Raw genomic sequence first — 17,598 nt, 5'->3', positions numbered from 1 at the left:
TTTAATTTAACTAGCTGCTAACTGCTCAACGTTTTCAGGTTGTTGTTCCAGAAAAATCTGTCCTGCTGGCTCATCATAACCATAAATCTCAGCATAACGACCCCAATCTATGGCTGTTTTTAACTGACGTTGAGCTTCTTCTGGGCTAACGTGAGTTTCTAATATATCTAAAACTAATTCTTCGGGAATGCGTTGATTGCGTTTTGCCTGTATGAGACGATAAATTTGCTGAACTAAGCGTATGTTTTCCAGAAGTTGAGTACGCACAATTTCTTTACGTTGGTCGATTCCACCTGCAATAAATTCTTGCCCAACTGGGGTGAGGCTGATATCACCTTCTTCTAGGTCAACAAAATTAAGTAATTTGGCAGCTTCAACAATTGGTAGAATATCATCAACTTCTAATTGCAGTTCTTGTCCTAAACGGTAAAGGTCTGTTTTAGGCCGATCTTCTAAAAGTTCTACCAAACCTGCTATTGATCCAATTCGTACTGGTGGTAAAGATTGATGCTTTTGCTCCGGCGCTGGTTCTTCAGTAGATACCGCCGTTGGTGTCTCGTCGATTTCTTCAAGATCTGGATTGGTGATGATTTTGTAAACCTGATCAACTAAAGCTTGAAAACTGGGGTGTTTGCGATCGCGATAATGAGGTAAAGTGACTGGAAAATCAGCGCGTATTCTTCCAGGATTGCGCCCTAGGACTATGATCCGATCTGCGAGAATCACAGCTTCTTCAATACCGTGGGTAACGATGAGAATTGATTTAGTGGGGATGCGTCGCTCCAACCACAAATCTAATAATTCGAAGCGTAAGTTTTCCGCTGTTAACACATCTAACGCAGAAAACGGCTCATCCATACATAACAGTTCCGGTTCTACAGCTAGGGCTCTAGCAAATCCTACTCGCTGACGCATTCCTCCAGAAAGCTCTTTAGGATAAGCATTTTCAAACCCGTCTAAACCTATAATATCAATCATCCGTAGCGCTTTTTGCTGTCGCGAGTCTGGCGGTTCCCCTTTTGCCTTCAGACCAAGTTCTACATTTTCTAATACTGTTAACCAGGGGTAGAGAGCAAAGCTTTGGAAGACAATTGCCACTCCCGGATTTAGTCCTACCATTGGTCTATTGTGGTATAAAACTTCACCTAGACTCGGTGGAATTAACCCAGCAATCATTCGCATTAAGGTAGATTTCCCTGATCCTGAAGGACCTAACAAAGCAACAATTTCCCCTGGACGCAACTCCAGGTTTATATTCTCTAGAATGACAATTTGCTGACCATTCGGCTGCTGATAGGATTTGGTGACGCCTTGTAAGGCAATCAAGTGTTCAGTTGCTGTTTTGACCGCCACGGCTGTTTCTCTGTATTAGTTGCCCATGATAACGTTATCTTACAGTGAAACGAGCCATTTTCAATAGATCTAAAGGTACAAACTGTCACAATAATTTATCATTTTCCCAATCGAGTTAGCGTTGCTTCTAACTTGATGTATATACTTCGTAGTGTAACACTACATTGGCCATTAGAAAATTACTTGATATTGGCCTTTTGTGGGATATCACGAAGCTAGCCCAGATATCAAAAAGATATTCAAAATTAGACATCTAGAACACTGTCCAGGTAATCGACAAGATACTTGAAGTATCGCCGTAATTCATCAGCAGCTTGATTTGATATTTGGTTTGAAGATTCCCAATTGCTAATGTATTTGCTTAATATCAACTTAAATGCTTTCAAATATATCTCTGCTGGTGGTTGGTCGTGAGTAATGACTCCTTGATACAATAGGCTGGGTTCAATGCCATTTTCCAAACAGTGTCCTAGTAGTTTCAAGTATTGACGGATGTTAAAGCAAAATACCTCCATATTAGGATCTTGTGGAGATAACAACTCCAAAGCTACTGATTGAGCGAGATCTACGCGAGACGCTAATAGCCACTTCCCTGCTTCTAAATCAGTTATTTTTTGTACTTTTATCTTTGGGAATGATGCTGTCAGCTTTTCAATGTGTTCTAAGTCAGTTTGTAGTTCTTCTTGTTTTTCCTTAATTTCTCCTGATTTAGTATTCTTTTGTGCTAGTTCGTGCATTAACTCCTCGACAGTAGATTTTATGATTTGACGAATATACAACTTCTGGGTTAGTGTTTCCTCCACTTGGTTAGGTAAGTCGTGTTTTTTAAGGTTTTCTAGTTGAGTGATTGTATGCTCCTGCTGATTATCTATTTGCTCCTGTAAGTACTGAATCATGGAAGTGAGATGTTCTTCTGTTTCTAAAGAACTCTGACTTCGTATTTGTCTTTCTAGGCTATAGACTTTGTCCTGGAGACGTTTGACTTCTCCTCTATTCAACCAAGGACTGATTAAAAACTCTAACAACTCAGGCAAAATTCTCCCTATCCTCTGTAAAACTCCAGTTTTGTTTGTGTTCTGGGTCATTTAATTTCTCCTCGAATATAAGGTTCCAAGTTTTGACAATTGTCTGATTTGCGAGAAGATAGGAATGAGTTGCCAGCGGTAATACCATTTCTAGCTATGAGCTTTCCTCCAAATTAATAATTCAATTAGATCCAGCTAAGAGTTCTACACACAAGGAAGTGTAGGTACTTGACTAAAAGCAAGCGCACTAAGCATTTTCTGGTATAAAAAGAAACAATAATATTTCTTTAAAGACTATATCATTAGTACAGTATTTTTTACATTTGTTTAACGAAAACAGTACTCATTTTTTGCTTTAGTAAGCATATTACATTTCTTGAGATTTTACAAAATCCAGAATGCAGAGAAAGATCTACAGAACTTAAAACAGTTCATCAGGAAAACCGTACATAATTGGTGCAAAATTTCTACCTGATTAACCTGTGTTTAGGTCGTTACAATCAAAGTGCGACTTGAGTCGTGCTTTTAGTGGCAGAAAATTTGGTTCTTTGTAAAGTATTACAAGGAGAGCAAAAATGAGAAATCAATTCAAAACTGCTGCTTTACTAGCTCTATTGAGCAGTCTTTTGATTGCAATCAGCTACGGGTTAATTGGCGGAAGTAGTGGTCTGATTATAGGGATTGGTTTAGCAGCAGTAACTAACTTATTTGCATGGTATCAATCAGATAAAATCGCACTTGCTGCTTATCGCGCTCAGGAAGTGTCACCACAAGAAGCACCAGGACTTTATCAAATGGTACAGAGATTGTGTACTTGCGCAAATCTCCCTATGCCAAAAATTTATATAGTTCCTAGTCCATCCCCAAACGCCTTTGCGACAGGACGAGATCCAGAACATGCTGCTGTTGCTGTTACTGAAGGCATTTTAAATTTGTTACCAGAGGACGAACTTGAAGCAGTTATCGCTCACGAATTGACGCACATTATCAATCGTGATACTCTGACGCAAGCTGTTGCAGCCACTATTGCTGGTGCAATTTCCTTTGTTGCACAACTTGTTAGTTATGGTTTTTGGTATACTCCTTCACGGGATGACCGCGATGGACCAAATCCCATAGGAATCTTATTGACGGTGCTGCTTGCACCAATATCGGCAACCATTATTCAATTAGCAATATCACGAACAAGAGAATTTGCTGCTGATGCTGGTTCTGCTAGATTGACTGGTAATCCACGCGCTCTAGCTAGTGCGCTGCAAAGATTAGAAGCTACGGCGAAGCAAGTACCCATAGATGCTAACCCAGCCTTTGAGCCACTGTTAATCACAAATTCTTTCTCTGGGCAGATGTTAACTAACTTGTTTTCTAGTCATCCTTCTACAGAAGTCAGAGTAAGGGAATTATTAAAGCTGGAACAACAATTATCATCTAGTTCATCAAGGTTTTCATTTGGACGATAAATAAACTAGGAAATTGTCAGTTATTGGTCTTTGCTTTACAACCAAGAGTTTTTAGCTTGTATTTGGGAGAAATAATTATGACTTATAATAATCCAGACAATGAAGAAAACCTCGTTGTTGTTGAAGTTAGTCCTCAAACCCATGAAATGGTAGAAACTGAAATGGCTGGGGAAACAGATGAAGTAAAGTATGAAACAAAAGCACTGATCGAAGCACTGAAAAGGCGCGCTCAAGCTGAGGCTGAATCAGCAGGTACTCTTACACGAGAAACTTATTTGAATGCAGTGCGTCAAGCGCGCGAAGCAATTGAAGGTGAAAAACTGATCGAGCGCGATCGCTTGGAACGCTCTTGGACAACGATTCAAGAAGAAGCCGAGAAAAACTGGCACTTGCTTTGGAAGGAATTTGGAGAACTAGGCGATCGTTTTCAAGATGCTGCGAAAGCAGCTTGGGAGACATTTAACTCTCCACGTCCTCGTTCTTGAGATTTTGAGGCAATCCTCTTACTCAATCGGGTGTACGGTGTTCCTTTAAATTATAAGGATCTATACTTTCCCCACTACACCCTACACCCTAGTTTTAGTGACTATTTTTCGTTAGTACGCATGATATTGATCATCTTTTTAGCAGCTTGTTTCCATGTAAATGTTTCCAAACAATACTTCTGACCAGCTTCCCCCATTTCTTTCAATTTTTGTGGATTTGAGAAAGCTTGTAAAATTGCCTGTGCTATCATCTCTGGGGTGGGCTCATCCACCAAGAAACCATATTTTCCTTGCTGCGTCATCTGGGGTAGGGCATTTCGATTTAGACCTAGAATAGGAGTTTTGCATGCTAAAGCCTCTAAGTAAACTAAGCCCCATGGTTCATTTAATGATGGCATAGCAAATAGCGCTGAGGTATCGAACAGGTTTTGTAGTTCTTCACCCCAGGACACGTATCCCTTTACAGTTACGTTAGGAATAGATCCGTTTAAATGTAGGTACTCATCTTGACCAACAATCACTAATTTGAGGGAAGGATTTTTCTGTTGTGCTAGTTTAAACCCTTCCAGAAGTATTAAACCGCCTTTATCTTCAAATCGACCTCTAGCTACAAATAGAATATGACCATTTTTGTAGTCCTTGTCACCGGTGAAGGGTTTGAGCCTACCTCTGCCAGAACCGATGACTGTAATGCGATTTGGGTTAATCTTGTAGTAATTTATCAGGTCATCACGCACATAATTAGAAAAGGGAAAAAAGTGCTTGATCTGAGCAAAAGATTGCCATTCCAGTTTCTCAGCAATGTGCATCATTTTTGGCGTGCAGCGGCTAAGAAGACTGGTTTCAACTTTATTCCAGAGATTTCTAGTTGTGTCACAAACTAAGTAGTGGTCTACTGTTGGGTCAATGTTTGGTATGGGAAGACCTAACTGACCCATGTGAAGTACTTTTGTACAGCCATACTTTCGGATCTGACGTTGAGCTATACTACCACTCTTATGCCGAAAAATAGCTCCTCCCATGTAATCTGTACCTAAGCCAGACAGTCGGTGAATAAGTTTGTACAATGGTGCTTGGTACCTATTAATTTGTGAATTTATCCCAATGACTCTGACTCCTAGAGTTTCCATTGCATAGAAAATATTACTAGTAGTCCCTGACCAGGATCTTGGATTACGAGGCTCACCATCACAGTTATTGATAGCTATAGTAAATGGTTCTGCTGTATTCATGGCTAGAACTTTAGATTAATAAATCTGATTTTTAGTTTCAGTATTGAGACTATATCTGGTGGTAGACTGGTGCGAAAATAAACTACCATCCCCAATCTAATGTGGTTAGGACGGTTGTTTGTATCTAACAAAACCTTGAGTAACTTTGAAAGCTTCTGAGTAGAGCATTGTCACAACGAAGGTAGGTAAGAAGTTCCTAAACTACCTTGATGGTCGTAAATGGCCCTATACTGGGTAAATGTTTGTGCTTGATAGAGATGGTCTCTAAAGTAATTAAGCTTCAGGCTATACTTTGTTAAGATAATAACAGACTTTGTCTGTACGAGAAAACCCTCTATTTCCTTTATTTTAGGGACTGGTACCCTAAAATCCAGCAACAAATCTCCAAATTGAATTTCAAAAAACGGTAAGGCAAGGGAGAGGAGGGATCTGAGGAAGATCATTCCGGTTGGAAATTACTAAAATTATTTATGATGCTAAATGACGACGAGAAAGCTTTAATATTTACTTGTTGCTTTCTCTGCCAAGTATACGTAACTTAGAACTAACACTATGCGAACTCTTTATTGCGGCGAACTCCGAAAAGAACAAATTGGAGAAACTGTCACCTTGTACGGATGGGTAGATCGTCGCCGCGATCATGGGGGTGTAATATTTTTAGATTTACGCGATCGCTCTGGAATCGTTCAGATTGTCAGTGATCCCCAACGCACGCCGAATTCATACGAAAAAGCAAATGCTGTGCGAAATGAATATGTTGTTCAGATTACCGGTAGAGTAACGCAGCGTCCCGCCGAATCGTTAAACCCCCGTATCCCTACAGGCGAAATAGAAATCTACGCTGATAATATTGAGCTGCTTAACACTGTTAACAAACAACTTCCTTTTCAAGTTTCCCTCGCTGATAGCGAAACAGTACGGGAAGACTTGCGCTTGAAGTACCGTTATTTAGATTTGCGGCGCGATCGCATGTCGCGTAATTTGCAATTGCGTCATCAAGTTGTTAAAGCGATACGCCGTTACTTAGAAGATGTCGAAGGTTTTATCGAAATTGAAACTCCGATACTTACCCGTTCGACACCTGAAGGTGCTCGCGATTTTATTCTACCAAGCCGCGTTAACCCTGGTGAATGGTTTGCTTTGCCCCAATCACCTCAGCTGTTTAAACAATTGCTAATGGTATCTGGCTTTGACAGATATTATCAGATTGCTCGTTGTTTCCGTGACGAAGATTTACGTGCGGATAGACAACCAGAATTTACTCAGTTGGACATGGAAATGAGTTTTATGTCTCAGGAGGAAATTATTCAACTTAACGAGAAGTTAGTTTCTCATCTTTTTAAGACAGTAAAGGGTATTGAGTTACACTATCCTTTCCCTCGTCTTACGTACTCCGAGGCAATGGAACGATATGGTAGTGATAAACCAGATACACGCTACGGTTTGGAATTGGTCAATGTCTCGGATATAATGAAGGATTGTGGCTTTAAAGTTTTCCGCGAAGCTGTCGTCAACGGTGGCATTGTCAAAATTCTTCCGATTCCTCATGGAAATGATGTAATTTCTAATGTACGGATCAAGCCAGGTGGTGACTTATTTAAAGAAGCCAGCGAAGTTGGCGCTAAGGGTTTAGCTTATATCCGGGTTAGAGATGATGGTGAAATCGATACTATTGGTGCGATTAAGGACAACCTGAGTACTGAACAAAAGCAGGAAATTTTACGCCGTACAAATGCACAACCTGGTCATTTGTTGCTGTTTGGAGCCGGTGACACTGCTACAGTTAATAAGACATTGGATCGTTTAAGACAAGTTATTGCTAAGGAGTTCGGGTTAATTGATCCCGACAAAATCAACTTGCTTTGGATCACAGATTTTCCAATGTTTGAGTGGAATGCAGAGGAAAATCGTTTGGAAGCTTTACACCACCCGTTTACTGCCCCCTATCCTGAAGATATAACTGAGTTAAAAACTGCAAGAGCACAAGCATATGACCTAGTGTTTAACGGTTTTGAAATAGGCGGTGGTAGTTTGCGGATTTATCAGAGGGATATTCAGGAGCAAGTGTTTGAGGCGATTGGACTTTCTTTAGAAGAAGCACAGAATAAATTCGGTTTTCTTTTAGAGGCATTTGAGTATGGTACTCCGCCTCATGGTGGAATTGCTTTCGGTTTAGATCGTTTAGTCATGCTGCTAGCAGGTGAGGAGTCAATTCGTGATGTCATTGCTTTTCCGAAAACACAACAAGCACGTTGTTTGTTGACAGATGCACCTTCGCAAGTAAATCCAAAGCAGTTAAAAGAATTGCATGTTGCATCGACTTACAAGAGAAATACACAAACCTCTCGAGTAACTCCGTAAGATACCTGACATTGTTGGTAAAAACATAACGAGATAGTGTGTAGGGGGGAACATTGGGTTACCCCTACACCAATTTCGCCATTCCTCAAATCTCAAGTAACAATGTGGTGTGTATTGCCAATAAACACTATTGCTCATGAAGTAAATTTTAAAACATTCTTTTTGATGTTAATTGCTGCTAATTAAGCTGATATTTGGAAATTGATCTATATTTATTATCTCTATTTTTGTTTATATTTAGCTTACTAATATCAGTATAATTGCTTGTTATTATTTTAATAGTGTTTTTACATAGAAAAAAAACAGAATTCCCAGTAAATTGAGAAAAATGTATCCGGAATTACTGACACAAATATTACACGTTAATTCATAGCAGAAAGAGGCTATTTGATGTGTTTTGAATACTCACTTTATAGAATCTTTATAATAACTTCACAAAAATCAAAATAATTTAGTAGGGATGCACAATTATGTTATGTATTCTATATAAAGGTAAATTGTTTTCTAGTTAAAGAGGTATATTAGTGTACCAATGTCCCATATAATGAAAACTTAGTATTTGTGATTGTAAGGAGTTGGGCTTTGATGGTCTTTTTGATCTCAGTCCCTCCAACGTAGCCATCTACAGTTATGTATTCATTACTAACTTTAAGATGGTCGAATTGTGGGGAGCGTGTAACTTAAAATCAAAAACTTTTCAGTTCAAAACATGGAACTTAACGTAAAATTTTTGGTAACATTATTACTTTGACAATTCGCCTGGGGGTACTAGTTTTAATACAATGATTTAAGTAACAATTTTTACTGCTAATTTTTAAGTAAAGAGTTAATGATCTTTGCTTATTGCCCTTAATTCTGTGACCCCCAATGCACCCGAATTGTTTTCCTTAAAACACTTTTAAACGCTACTCAAGTAGATTTGTCTTATCTACTGAGACCTAATTTTTTCGCTCTATATACTTACTACTATCGATGAATAGCATTATTCATAAAATGAACTTTAGAAGTATGAGGGGCTTGAGGGATTTGTATTTGTCTTGGTTGTGCTAGTTACAACTATTAAGGTTTTGTAGTCATGCATCAAATAGAGGGTAAATTGCAGAGAAGGTGTGACCGAAATCGGAAACGTTCAAAGCGACGGGCTATTTACTGTCCACTCCACGGATGCTACTTAGAAAGTGTTAGCCAAAAATATTCCTTGTTTGCAGACCGTGCTGGTCAACTTCAGCAACGAGGAATGAGCAGACAGAAAGCTTTAATTTTAGTAGCAAATCAAACATCTGTTCCTTTGTCAGGAGAATGGTTAGAAGCCTTTTGGTGCCCCATATGTCAAGTAACGAAATGGTATCATGTCCAAAGGCGGGATGCTCAAACCTATGCTGTCACCGTAGCACCAAAGGAACTTTGGCAACAAGCAATCGGGGTCATTGACCCAGAGGGAAATCCTTCTGTCGGAGAGTTCACTCGTAAAAGTGCACGGATGATTCATTGTAAAATGAGGGATTTTCAGTTTTATACTTAAGTGTGTAAAAATTGTTTGGGTCCGATACAGATGCAACCTTGAGAGTCTCGGACTGCTTTACATCTACGCAATCACAATTCGTTGAACAAAGCTATATATAAATCCTTTTAATGATTTATAGTTGCATAAAAATGTCCTTCAGTACTTTTAAGGTCTGCTAACATGGAGCCTGTATCAAACTTTGAAGAAATAGATTTTCAAAAATACCTGCAAGTTCTACAAAGACGCTGGGTGCCTGCTGTGGGGACTTTTGGGTTGATTGTTATTCTTGCATTTCTGTATTCGATTTCACTAAAACCCATCTACAAAGCAGAAGCTATTCTCTTAATCAGTAAGAACCAAACTTCTGCCCTAACAGGTATAGGTGAAGCTATAGGACGCCTTGAGTCTTTAAAAAGTGACAGTAGTGGTGCAAATAGTCCCTTAGATACTCAAGTACAGATAATTACATCGATTCCGGTTCTTCAAGAAGCATCTGACGCACTCCAGCTCAAAGACAGCACTGGAAGACCTCTAAAAGGAGGTTTACCAGGTAAACTCAAGGTAGAAGGTGTTAAAGGCACCGATGTTATAAATATTTCCTATACAGATAGAGACCCACAGGTAGCAGCAAAAGTTGTTAATCAACTCACACAAGTTTATATTAGACATAACATAGAGGCAAATCGAGCTGAAGCAGTCTCAGCTCGCAAGTTCATACAACAGCAACTCCCAGGAAATGAGGCTGCTGTAAAACAAGCAGAGTCAGCTTTGCGTAAATTTAAAGAGCAAAATAAAATCATTTCTCTAGAGGCTGAAGCATCAGCAGCAGTTGAAGAAACTACCAAGTTAGAAGACCAAATCTCTCAAGCTCAAGTTCAGCTGGAAAATGTCAGGGCTCAGTCACAAAAGTTACAAGCACAAGCTGCTCTAGCTTCTCAAGAGGCTGTAAGCGTTACCTCTGCTACTGAAATACCTGGAATTCAACAACTAGTTATCCAACTCCAAGATGCACAAAGCCAACTTGCTTTGATGCAAAGCCGGTTTCACACGACACATCCTTCAGTAGTGGACTTACAAGAAAAAGTTGCGGCTCTCAATAAGTTACTACAGCAGAGAATAAAGCAGCAAGGTATTACAACTGTCCCTACAGGAAACTTACAGAACAGTCAATTAAGACAACAACTAATTAGCAATTTTGCTCGTACAGAGGTAGAGCGAGCTGGTTTAGAAAAACAAATCATTACGCTGGATAATAAGTTAGCTGCCTACAAGAAACGAGCAAGTATTTTACCGAGGTTAGAACAAACCCAACGTCAGCTAGAACGTAGGTTAAAAGCTGCTCAAACAACTTACGAAGCACTGTTAACAAGACTACAACAGGTGCAAGTCACAGAAAACCAAAATATTGGAAATGCTCGCGTTATCTCCCCTGCTTTAGTACCAGATAAACCCGCTGCTTCTAAACAAATAGCGATTATTGCGGGGGGGAGTAATTGTTGGTAGTCTGCTGGGTATTATTGCTGCCTTCAGTTTGGATATTATTGACAGTTCTATAAAAACTGTTAAAGAAGCTAAGGAAATGTTCAAATACACGTTGCTTGGGATCATTCCTTCTGTAGGTAGAACTAGCAAAAAGAGTTTATCCAAGAAAAATGCCGAACAACCAATTCCTAAAGTCATTGGTAGAGACATCGCTCAGTTTCCTATTGGTGACGCCTACCAAATGTTGCAAGCAAATTTGAAGTTTTTGAGTTCGGATAAACAGCTTAAAGCGATCGCAGTCACAAGTTCTGTTCCCAAAGAAGGAAAATCTGAAGTTTCTGCAAATTTAGCGATGGCTATGGCTCAAGTGGGACGACGTGTGTTGCTAGTAGATGCAGATATGCGTCATCCTATCCAGCATCATATTTGGAAAATGACAAATGCTGTTGGTTTATCAAATGTTATTGTTGACCAAGTCCCCCTAGAATTAGCTATAAGAGAGCCAATACCAAACCTCCACGTTCTCCCTTCGGGAGTTGTACCACCAAACCCAGTAGCATTGCTGGATTCTCAGCGTATGGCTAGCTTGGTTAACTCGTTTATTAAAGAGTACGATTTTGTAATTTTTGATACTCCTCCTTTGGCAGGCATGGCAGATGCTGCTGTTTTGTCTAATCTCGCTGATGGAATTTTACTCGTAGTTCGCCCTGGAGTTGTTAGTTCTACTAATGCTCGCGCAGTTAAGGAGTTCTTGAATCAATCTAGTCAAAATGTTCTGGGAATGGTGGTTAATGCCGTCAACTTGAAAAATGAGCCAGACAGCTACTTCTACTACGCAAGAGAACACGCCGAAGCTTCTTCTGTATTTCGTGACGCTACTTTAGTCAGATAAAAAATCTTTTGTGGGGTATTGGCGGGAGCTATCTCGCCTTATATTTCATCACTAATTCTAATTGTAGAGGGAGGGTCAAGGCAAATTAGCTAAATTCAAACTATATCGAGTTAGTAAATTAACAAATCAATAACTTAACCTAAGTAAATGACTAGTAAAGAACTAATTATTGAGGCAGGACGTACTGAAAAGCAGTATTGGCTTGACTTGTGGAAATATCGAGAGCTATTTTACTTTCTAGCTTGGCGGGATATTTTGGTACGCTACAAGCAAACAGTTATTGGTATGGCATGGGCATTGATTCGTCCCTTCTTAACGATGATAGTGTTCACTGTTATTTTTGGTAACGTAGCAAAGCTACCAAGCGAGGGTCAAGTTCCTTATCCAATACTTGTATTTGCTGCTTTGTTACCCTGGCAATTTTTCTCAGGTGCGCTAACTGAGTCTAGTAATAGTTTAATTAACAATGCTAACTTGCTTTCTAAAGTTTACTTTCCACGTTTGATAGTGCCTACAAGCGCTGTGATAGTCAGCTTTGTAGACTTTATGATCTCCGGCATGATTATGTTGGCCTTAATGGCATGGTATAATTTTATACCTGATTGGCGTATCTTGACTCTACCAGCATTCATTTTAATTGCTTTTGGCGCGTCAATGGGTGTAGGTTTGTGGCTAGCGGCTTTAACTGTTGAGTATAGAGACTTCCGCCATATTGTACCCTTCCTCGTACAGTTTGGTTTATACATTTCTCCTGTAGGTTTTAGTAGCAAAATTGTTCCAGAACAATGGCGCTTGCTCTATTCGCTTAACCCAATGGTGGGAGTCATTGATGGTTTCCGGTGGGCAATTTTGCACGGCGAGTCACAAATATATTTACAAGGGTTTGCATTATCTCTGGTTGTAGTTGTGCTACTTCTATGGAGTGGTATATGGTATTTCCGCAAGATGGAACGGACTTTTGCTGATGTGATTTAGTGTTTAGTGGATTTAGGGGTGTGATACATTACAGAAGTTTTCGCATGAATAACTCACACCATTGAGACAGGAATTGGGCAGATGTCAGATACTGCGATTAAAGTTGAGAACCTAGCTAAGAAGTACGTTATTGCACATCATCAGGAGAATAGAAATCACTATAAGACATTTGCTGGGACTATTACCAATAAGGCAAAGTCCTTGGGTAAAGCTCTAAATCTCAGTGCAACAAAAGAATCAACTCCATCTCGAGAAGAGTTCTGGGCGTTGAATGATGTTTCCTTTGAGATTAAGCAAGGGGATAGAGTTGGTATTATTGGTCGTAATGGGGCAGGTAAGTCAACACTACTAAAAGTTCTTAGCAGAATCACTCAACCAACGAGAGGAACTATTCGCACTAGAGGGCGAGTTGCAAGTTTATTAGAAGTGGGAACGGGTTTTCACCCAGAACTAAGCGGTAGAGAAAATATTTTTCTCAATGGTGCTATTTTGGGCATGAGCAAAGCAGAAATTCAACGCAAATTTGATGAGATTGTAGCGTTTGCGGAGATTGAAAAGTTTTTAGATACACCTGTGAAGCGTTATTCTTCAGGGATGTATGTGAGATTAGCGTTTGCAGTGGCAGCGCATTTGGAGCCAGAAATTTTGATTGTGGACGAAGTACTCGCGGTAGGGGATGCCCAATTTCAAGACAAATGTCTAGGAAAAATGAAAGAGGTAGGCAAAGAAGGGCGGACGATACTTTTTGTAAGTCACAATATGAGTGCTATTCAATTATTGTGCGATCGCTGTCTTTTAATGCAAAAAGGATATTTACAAGCTGATGGAGAACCAACTAGTGTGGTTCAAATGTACTTAGCCGATGAGTCTATATCCAATTCCTTCGTTCGTTCAAAACAAAAAAATGGAAAACCAACGTTAATTTCGGGAAATATCAAAAATGATGATCAGTCAGTAGCTAGCTATATTCAAATCGATGTCGAAATATTTAGTAGTGAGGAAAAGATCGTAGCTTTAGAGCTGCTCTTGGCAGATGCAATAGGAAACCCTGTAGGATTCGGAACGCTAGGAGCGCTTAACCCTGATCAATCTATTCACCTGGAACCAGGTTCTAACCCTGTATCAGTTATTTTACCAATCAATCAACTTGCTTTAGGTAAATATTATATTAGTTTAGATCTCACAAAACCTGAGATTGAATATTATGATCGTGCTGAAAATTGTTTAGCTTTTGAGGTGATTCGTCCTCCACAAGAAGGTCGAGTTCGAGTATTATCTCAATCCTTAGGGCGTGGTTGTTTAGAAATAGATTTAAAGTCTTTAAAGGATGTAATTAGTCCTGTTTGATTGAAATTAGCACAATCTAAGGCTTTGGCAAAGCATTCTCATAAATTTTCAACAGAGGAACCGTACTCAACAAAGAGCCATAAGTATTTCTCAACTGCTACTGGGAGCGAAGTATTATGGTCAACTAGGTTAAATTCTATGACCTTTGGGTTCGCGTAGTATCTCGTAGAGAAGGCTTGTAACTAGTCAGATGTTAGGTTCCTGCCCACATAAAGTCATAATAAAGTTTGGGTAAGATGCTACCAAAGAATTTCACAATTCCGAAATTATCTCTATTTAAATCTCGTCCTAAACTCCGTGCAGTTATTGCGAATACAGGTTGGTTGGTTGGCGATCGCATTTTTCGCATGGGTGTAGGTCTAATTATAGGAGTCTGGGTTGCCCGATACTTAGGAGTGCAGCAATATGGTCTTTTTAACTACGCGACTGCTTTTGTTTCCCTTTTTAGTCCGTTTGCCGCATTAGGCTTAGATAGTTTAGTAGTCCGGGATCTTGTCCGTGATTCCTCAAACAAAGAGGAGATTCTAGGAACCACTTTCTGCCTTAAATTTGTTAGTGGGGTCTGTTCCCTATTGTTAGCAGTTGGCTGCGTCTTTGTACTACGCAAAAACGAGCCATTAGCGGTTTGGCTAGTAGCAATTTTGTCAGGCGTAGCAATTTTCCAAACTTTCGATACTATCGACTTTTGGTTTCAGTCTCAAGTTCAATCAAAGTACAGTGTAATCTCCAAAAATACAGCTTTTATCATTGTTGCTTTAATCAAAGTCGTTCTGATTACAATGCATGCACCATTGATTGCTTTTGCCTGGGTATCGGTGGCAGAAATTGCTTTAGGTGCAATAGGTTTGGCGATCGCTTATAGATTGAAGGGCTACTCTGTATTGTTATGGCGTTGGAGTTTTCCCATAGCTAAAGCTCTCATAAAAGAAAGTTGGCCTTTAATTTTTTCTGTTTTTGCCATTGCGATCTACATGAAAATAGATCAGATTATGCTGGGGCAAATGGTTAACGATGAAGCTGTTGGAGTGTACTCAGCTGCAACTCGTATTTCCGAGATATGGTACTTTATACCAGTAACGATTGCCTCTTCAGTTGCTCCTACCATTTATCAAGCAAAACAGGCCAGTGAAGTACTTTACTATCAGCGCATGAATCAATTTGTGCGGTTTATGGTCTTGATTTCTCTTACTATTTCTGTGCCAATGACTTTCCTCTCAGGAACAATAATTACAGCACTGTTTGGTAATGGTTATGTAGGAGCAGGTCCAATTTTGGCAATTCATATCTGGTCTTCTTTGTTTGTTTTCATGGGGGTTGCAATATCACCTTGGTATATTGCTGAAGGTTTGACGCACTTGGCTATGTACAGAACTTTGATGGGAGCAGTTACAAACGTATTGTTAAATATATTTCTTCTTCCTACCTACGGTGGAATGGGTGCGGCTCTCGCCACTGTAATTTCTTACTCATTTTCTGATTTTTTTAGTAATGCCACTCATCCAAAAACTCGAAAAATCTTTAAAATTCAAATTAAATCATTGCTATTATTTAAGCAATAGCTATTAATTAATTTAGATAATTCAGTTTGTGTATTTTCTCATAAAGAAGAGTATATTACCATTTCAATATGGATAAAGTTTATATTATTTTACCGGTTCATAACCGCCGCTCAATTACCGAATCCTTTATTAATCTTTTGAAGATTCAAACATATCAAAACTATCATCTAATTCTGGTTGATGATGGTTCTACAGATGGCACAGCGCAAATGGTACAAGAACAAATTCAATCCCTTACAGTTATTAGAGGTGATGGAAATCTTTGGTGGGCTGGTAGTTTACAACAGGGGATCAACTGGTTAAAGCAGAACAATACTGATTCTTCTGATATCGTACTAATGATTAACGATGATGTAACATTCGATAAATGCTTTTTAGAAAAAGCTGTTCAAATTTTAAAAGGCCAAGAAAGAACTTTAATGTTAGCGGCTTCTAGTGGTAACAGTACTGGAAACGCTACAAGTGTAGGAATGAATATTGATTTCAGCAGACCTCTACAAATCAGGCTAGCTGAAGTGCCAGACGAAATTAATTGTTTATCAACTAGGGGGTTATTTTTAAGATTTGTCGATCTAGTCAATATTGGCAATTTTTACCCTAAAATTCTACCTCATTACCTATCGGACTATGAATTCACTATTCGTGCCTTCAAAAAGGGGTATAAGCTTACTGTCTCATATGATTTTAATGCCGTTGTAAACGAAGAAACTACTGGATTTTACAATTTTCAAATTGAGCATCTTGATTTCTTAAGTTTTATAAAAAAAATTTTTTCAAAAAAATCACTAGATAACCCAATTGATTGGACAGTATTTATTATACTTGTATCTCGAAAAATTGTGATTCCATTGTACGTTCTGAAAATTTGGAAAAGATCCATATTTCTGATATGTAAAATTGCCATTCGGGAATTTTATCTGAATTTTCTTTCACCTCAAAAAAGAGTACTTTAATTTGGTATATAACAAACGTAAATATCATGCCTAATGTATACCTAAAAACCCCCGTCGCTTTTATTATATTCAACCGACCACATACAACTGAGAGAGTATTTGAAACAATTCGCCAAGCAAAACCAGCAAAGCTTCTTGTAATTGCAGATGGGTCGCGTCCTGATCGCCCAGATGAGGCAGAAAAGTGTGCTCTTACTCGTGCAATTATTGATCGTGTTGATTGGGATTGTGAAGTAATAAAAAATTATGCTGATACTAACTTGGGTTGTAAGCAACGAGTATCTAGTGGAATAGATTGGGTTTTCAACAATGTTGAAGAAGCAATTATTCTTGAAGATGATTGTTTGCCAGATCCTACCTTCTTCAGATTCTGTGAAGAATTATTAGAAAAATATCGATACGATGAACGTATTATGATGGTCACAGGCTTTAATATCCAGGGTCAATGGAAGCCAAATATTCAAAGCTACCACTTCACTTATTATGGCTCTATTTGGGGATGGGCTTCTTGGAGGAGAGCATGGAAATATTATGATATAAACATGGAACTTTGGTCGAAGCCAGAGACTAGAGAGAGACTCAGGGACGTAATTTGTGACAGTAAGCAATCTTTAACAAGAGAGAAACATTTTGATGAAGTTTACTATGGAAAAATTGATACCTGGGATTATCAATGGGATCTCGCCCGTTTCTTGCAATCAGGTTTATCGGTTGTCCCATCAAAAAATCTGATTCAGAATATTGGCTTTGATCAAGCTGCTTCAAGAACAGCAGAAGATAGAAAAGGTCTTTCTAAGATCCCTATAATTTCTATGTCATTTCCTCTAATAGAACCATGTACTATAACTCAAAACCGAGAGTATAGTTTCTTATTCTATCAAAAAGCATATACTCATACTTTAAGGGATAAGATATCCTGGAAATTAAAAAAAATCTTCTCTAATTAAGAAGGATGATTTAATAGCTAAAT

The 17,598-nt window shown here is 38.9% G+C and carries 12 protein-coding genes and 1 pseudogene; 10 read left to right on the top strand and 3 right to left on the bottom strand.

What is annotated here, in order from left to right; genetic code table 11:
• Positions 1-6: 6 nt before the first annotated feature.
• Together G4P69_RS20125 and G4P69_RS20120 are read right to left on the bottom strand one after the other, a co-directional pair.
• Positions 7-1,353 (bottom strand): ABC transporter ATP-binding protein, encoded by a 1,347-nt coding sequence (locus tag G4P69_RS20125; protein ID WP_208342263.1) that lies wholly within the window; start codon positions 1,351-1,353, stop codon positions 7-9.
• A 245-nt stretch (positions 1,354-1,598) separates the two neighbouring features.
• Positions 1,599-2,438 carry a hypothetical protein gene (locus G4P69_RS20120; RefSeq protein ID WP_208342265.1) on the bottom strand — a complete coding sequence of 280 codons (840 nt, stop codon included), beginning with the start codon at positions 2,436-2,438 and terminating at the stop codon, positions 1,599-1,601.
• Between the two features lie 515 nt (positions 2,439-2,953).
• Between G4P69_RS20120 and G4P69_RS20115 the strand changes: the two genes are divergently transcribed.
• Together G4P69_RS20115 and G4P69_RS20110 are read left to right on the top strand one after the other, a co-directional pair.
• The gene (locus G4P69_RS20115; RefSeq protein WP_208342267.1) at positions 2,954-3,838 is read left to right on the top strand and encodes a zinc metalloprotease HtpX; all 885 of its coding nucleotides are present in this window, start codon (positions 2,954-2,956) and stop codon (positions 3,836-3,838) included.
• Between the two features lie 77 nt (positions 3,839-3,915).
• Positions 3,916-4,323 (top strand): hypothetical protein, encoded by a 408-nt coding sequence (locus G4P69_RS20110; RefSeq protein WP_208342269.1) that lies wholly within the window; start codon positions 3,916-3,918, stop codon positions 4,321-4,323.
• Between the two features lie 101 nt (positions 4,324-4,424).
• Here G4P69_RS20110 and G4P69_RS20105 read toward each other — a convergent pair whose 3' ends face one another.
• Positions 4,425-5,555, bottom strand: coding sequence for a glycosyltransferase family 4 protein (locus G4P69_RS20105; RefSeq protein WP_208350961.1), 1,131 nt, complete (start codon positions 5,553-5,555; stop codon positions 4,425-4,427).
• Positions 5,556-6,107: 552 nt separating this feature from the next.
• Here G4P69_RS20105 and aspS point away from each other — a divergent pair.
• The 8 genes and pseudogenes from aspS to G4P69_RS20065 all read left to right on the top strand — a co-directional run bounded on the left by aspS (position 6,108) and on the right by G4P69_RS20065 (position 17,575).
• Positions 6,108-7,916 carry an aspartate--tRNA ligase gene (gene aspS / locus G4P69_RS20100; RefSeq protein WP_208342274.1) on the top strand — a complete coding sequence of 603 codons (1,809 nt, stop codon included), beginning with the start codon at positions 6,108-6,110 and terminating at the stop codon, positions 7,914-7,916.
• Positions 7,917-9,012: 1,096 nt separating this feature from the next.
• Positions 9,013-9,438, top strand: a complete 426-nt coding sequence (locus G4P69_RS20095; protein ID WP_208342293.1) for a hypothetical protein — start codon at positions 9,013-9,015, stop codon at positions 9,436-9,438.
• Between the two features lie 162 nt (positions 9,439-9,600).
• A pseudogene (locus G4P69_RS40475) lies at positions 9,601-11,794 on the top strand (GumC family protein).
• A gap of 147 nt (positions 11,795-11,941) precedes the next feature.
• Positions 11,942-12,769: an ABC transporter permease gene (locus G4P69_RS20085; protein WP_208342284.1), complete on the top strand. Its 828-nt coding sequence runs from the start codon at positions 11,942-11,944 to the stop codon at positions 12,767-12,769.
• 81 nt (positions 12,770-12,850) lie between these two features.
• The gene (locus tag G4P69_RS20080) at positions 12,851-14,116 is read left to right on the top strand and encodes an ABC transporter ATP-binding protein (protein WP_208342285.1); all 1,266 of its coding nucleotides are present in this window, start codon (positions 12,851-12,853) and stop codon (positions 14,114-14,116) included.
• Positions 14,117-14,352: 236 nt separating this feature from the next.
• Positions 14,353-15,675, top strand: a complete 1,323-nt coding sequence (locus tag G4P69_RS20075; protein ID WP_208342286.1) for a flippase — start codon at positions 14,353-14,355, stop codon at positions 15,673-15,675.
• A 68-nt stretch (positions 15,676-15,743) separates the two neighbouring features.
• Complete coding sequence (locus tag G4P69_RS20070; RefSeq protein WP_208342287.1) at positions 15,744-16,628, top strand: glycosyltransferase; 885 nt, start codon at positions 15,744-15,746, stop codon at positions 16,626-16,628.
• Positions 16,629-16,654: 26 nt separating this feature from the next.
• Entirely contained in the window at positions 16,655-17,575 is a 921-nt protein-coding gene (locus tag G4P69_RS20065) for a glycosyltransferase family protein (RefSeq protein WP_208342288.1), read from the top strand.
• Positions 17,576-17,598 lie beyond the last annotated feature (23 nt).

Source organism: Aetokthonos hydrillicola CCALA 1050, from assembly GCF_017591665.1.
In the GTDB taxonomy this organism is placed as follows: Bacteria; Cyanobacteriota; Cyanobacteriia; order Cyanobacteriales; family Nostocaceae; genus Aetokthonos; species Aetokthonos hydrillicola.
This window is presented reverse-complemented; position numbering and strand designations above follow the sequence as displayed.

Excerpts from the sequence above, each read along its gene's own strand:
- G4P69_RS20120 (WP_208342265.1), bottom strand. The coding sequence starts at position 2,438 with ATGACCCAGAACACAAACAAAACTGGAGTTTTACAGAGGATAGGGAGA.
- G4P69_RS20115 (WP_208342267.1), top strand. The coding sequence starts at position 2,954 with ATGAGAAATCAATTCAAAACTGCTGCTTTACTAGCTCTATTGAGCAGT.
- G4P69_RS20110 (WP_208342269.1), top strand. The coding sequence starts at position 3,916 with ATGACTTATAATAATCCAGACAATGAAGAAAACCTCGTTGTTGTTGAA.
- G4P69_RS20105 (WP_208350961.1), bottom strand. The coding sequence starts at position 5,555 with ATGAATACAGCAGAACCATTTACTATAGCTATCAATAACTGTGATGGT.
- aspS (WP_208342274.1), top strand. The coding sequence starts at position 6,108 with ATGCGAACTCTTTATTGCGGCGAACTCCGAAAAGAACAAATTGGAGAA.
- G4P69_RS20085 (WP_208342284.1), top strand. The coding sequence starts at position 11,942 with ATGACTAGTAAAGAACTAATTATTGAGGCAGGACGTACTGAAAAGCAG.
- G4P69_RS20080 (WP_208342285.1), top strand. The coding sequence starts at position 12,851 with ATGTCAGATACTGCGATTAAAGTTGAGAACCTAGCTAAGAAGTACGTT.
- G4P69_RS20075 (WP_208342286.1), top strand. The coding sequence starts at position 14,353 with ATGCTACCAAAGAATTTCACAATTCCGAAATTATCTCTATTTAAATCT.
- G4P69_RS20070 (WP_208342287.1), top strand. The coding sequence starts at position 15,744 with ATGGATAAAGTTTATATTATTTTACCGGTTCATAACCGCCGCTCAATT.
- G4P69_RS20065 (WP_208342288.1), top strand. The coding sequence starts at position 16,655 with ATGCCTAATGTATACCTAAAAACCCCCGTCGCTTTTATTATATTCAAC.